The sequence below is a fragment of the Methanosaeta sp. UBA356 genome (assembly GCF_002496465.1).
Taxonomy (GTDB): domain Archaea; phylum Halobacteriota; class Methanosarcinia; order Methanotrichales; family Methanotrichaceae; genus Methanothrix; species Methanothrix soehngenii.
In genome coordinates this window covers 20,098-22,752 of record NZ_DAKC01000041.1, presented here as the reverse complement: position 1 = coordinate 22,752, position 2,655 = coordinate 20,098, and the positions used below count along the sequence as shown (strand labels likewise).

General features: G+C 51.4%; 1 protein-coding gene and 1 pseudogene. One reads left to right on the top strand and one right to left on the bottom strand.

The features are described from left to right. Positions 1-420, bottom strand: a pseudogene (locus BP727_RS03385) (RNA-guided endonuclease TnpB family protein); the annotation flags it as partial. Between the two features lie 267 nt (positions 421-687). On the opposite strand from BP727_RS03385, the gene speA reads away from it, so the two are divergent. Continuing rightward, entirely contained in the window at positions 688-2,646 is a 1,959-nt protein-coding gene (gene speA, locus BP727_RS03380) for a biosynthetic arginine decarboxylase (protein ID WP_273278605.1), read from the top strand. Positions 2,647-2,655 lie beyond the last annotated feature (9 nt).

Here is a 2,655-nt window from a genome sequence, read left to right as displayed (position 1 = left end):
ATCGGCCTGACCTCGGATTCTGGCAAGCCTTGGAGCATGGTAATCACAGATCCCGACAGGTAGCTTAATTCCGCCATCGAGCGTCAGCAAGGATACCCTATCGAGTCCCTTCCAGGACATGATTCTCTGATCATAGATAACAGCTCCATTGGGATCAAATTTGGGCTTAATGGACTTATCTCTCTTGTAGGCTTCGCAGGACTTGGATATGGCCCTAACAGCCATCTGAGCAGAGATGCCAAACATTTCCCGAATATCACGATAAACAATCTTCTGCAATTCGATTTTGTTGGCTGTATGGAGTTCAAAAGCCTTTTCCCCCACGTAATTGCAGGCGGCGTTGAACTGATGCATAGTCTCAAGGAGCGCACGGTTATTTTCAGCCGAGGTATCCAGTTTGACTTTGAGGGTTTGCATCATTGCATAGATAATAACGATCCATATACATATAGAACTTTCGGCATTCCTCCCCACCCTGAAGGACGGGGGCTCCTGCCGAATTGAGGTGAAGTATTATATACCTATAGGATCTCTTAAGCAAGGTTCGAAGAGAACGGGCTCCGCATCACGAGAATGCAGAGTCTAAATGCTAGATGATTGTGATTTTGACTGGCAGGCAGGGGATGGCAGCAGATGAAGGCATACAGGGATCTGGGGGCAGACAGCAGATGAAGAAGGCGGAGATCTATGTGGAAAGCTGAGGATTCTATTGAGCTCTACGGAATAGAAAAATGGGGGAACGGCTATTTTTCTGTTAACGAGAAGGGAAATGTCGTCGTTCTTCCCAATAAGAATTTGTATCAATCCGTGGATATCATGGATCTCATTGAGGAGATAGAGAAATCCAGGGATCTGGAGTTCCCCGTCCTCCTCCGCTTTCCCCAGATGCTGGAGGACCGGATAGATGAGATCACAGGCGCATTTATGGGAGCTATAGAGGAGTTCAATTATTCCGGCACTTATCAGCCCATCTTTCCCATGAAGGTCAACCAGAGAAAAGAGGTCATCGAGTATATCATCAAATACGGAGCCAAGCATAAGATCGGTATGGAGGTGGGAACCAAGGCAGAGCTACTGGCCGCTCTCTCTTTGGGCCTGCCAAGATATGCTCCCCTGATCTGCAATGGCTACAAGGATGAGGATTATCTCCGCCTCGCCCTGAGCATTCACAATCTGAACAATATAATCATAGTGGTAGACCTTTTCGAGGAGATCTACGACATCCTGAAGTACGCCGATGCCATGGGCGTGGTGCCAAGAGTCGGGATGAGGGTGAAGCTCTTTGCCCGCGGCTCCGGCCGGTGGGTGGAGTCGGGTGGGGAGTCTGCCAAGTTCGGCCTCTCTACCAGCGAGGCCCTGGAATTGATGAGAATCCTCGAGGAGAGAGGGCTTACTAGCAGCCTGAAGATGCTCCACTTCCATATCGGCTCGCAGATCACCGACATCCGGACGGTCAAGAACGCAATGAACGAGGCTGCGAGGGTTTATGCCAAAGCGCGAAAGATGGCAGATATCGAGTATCTGAATGTGGGCGGCGGCCTCTCTGTGGACTACAACGGCTCGAACACCGCTACCCCTTCCAGCGCCAACTATTCTCTGCAGGAGTACGCGAACGACATCGTCTATACGGTGCAGAAGATCTGTGATGATGAGGAGGTTCCCTGTCCCACCATAGTCTCCGAGAGTGGAAGGGCCATCGCCGCCTACCACAGCATGCTCATCTTCAAGATAATCGGCAGAAAGAACGCCAAAAGCTCCCCTCTCCGGCCCCCGGATGATGAGGCACCCATGCAGATCGATGACCTCTGCAGCGCCTTCAAAGAGATCAACATCGATAACTACAAGGAGCACTACCATGATGCTCTGCAGTATAGAGACGAGCTTTACGACTCCTTCAATCTGGGGAACATCGGCCTTGAGGAGAGGGCTAAGGGCGAGACCCTATTCTGGATGGTCTGCAAAAAGGCGGCATTCCTGGCCAAGGAGGCAGGGGACGAGTCCGATGAGTTTTTAGAGCTGAAAAAGCTGGTCAGCCAGAAGTATATCGGCAACTTCTCTCTCTTCCAGTCAGTTCCAGACATGTGGGGGGTGGAACAGATATTCCCAACCATTCCTCTGCACCGCCTGGATGAGATGCCCAGCGAACGGGGCAGGATCGTGGATATCACCTGCGACTCAGACGGGGAGATCAAGAGGTATGCTGGGGACAGCGAGGGCCTGGAGTACCTGGAAATGCATCCCCTGCTGGAGAACCAGGACTATTATCTGGGCATCTTCCTCCTGGGAGCATATCAGGATACCCTGGGAGATTTTCATAACCTTCTGGGCTGCGCTCATGAGGTGCATGTCATGGCAGAGGATGGCGAGTGGTATATCTGCCAGAAGGTGGAGGGCGACACCTGCAAAAAATTGCTGGATTTCTTCAACTACGAGACCAAGGACTACATCTGGGAGATCATGGATCAGTGCGTGACCAGAAAAGAGAGCATCCGCAAGCGAGAGTTGGAGCAGATCGAGGCAGAGCTGAACCGCACCCTCAAGGGTTATACCTACTTCATCACCCGTCCCCCGCGGCAGTCGAAGAAGAAGAAGAAAGAGATGGAAAGGGATCTGAGTCAACGGCGTCCTGAAGCATTGAAAGGCTGAAAAGCCATT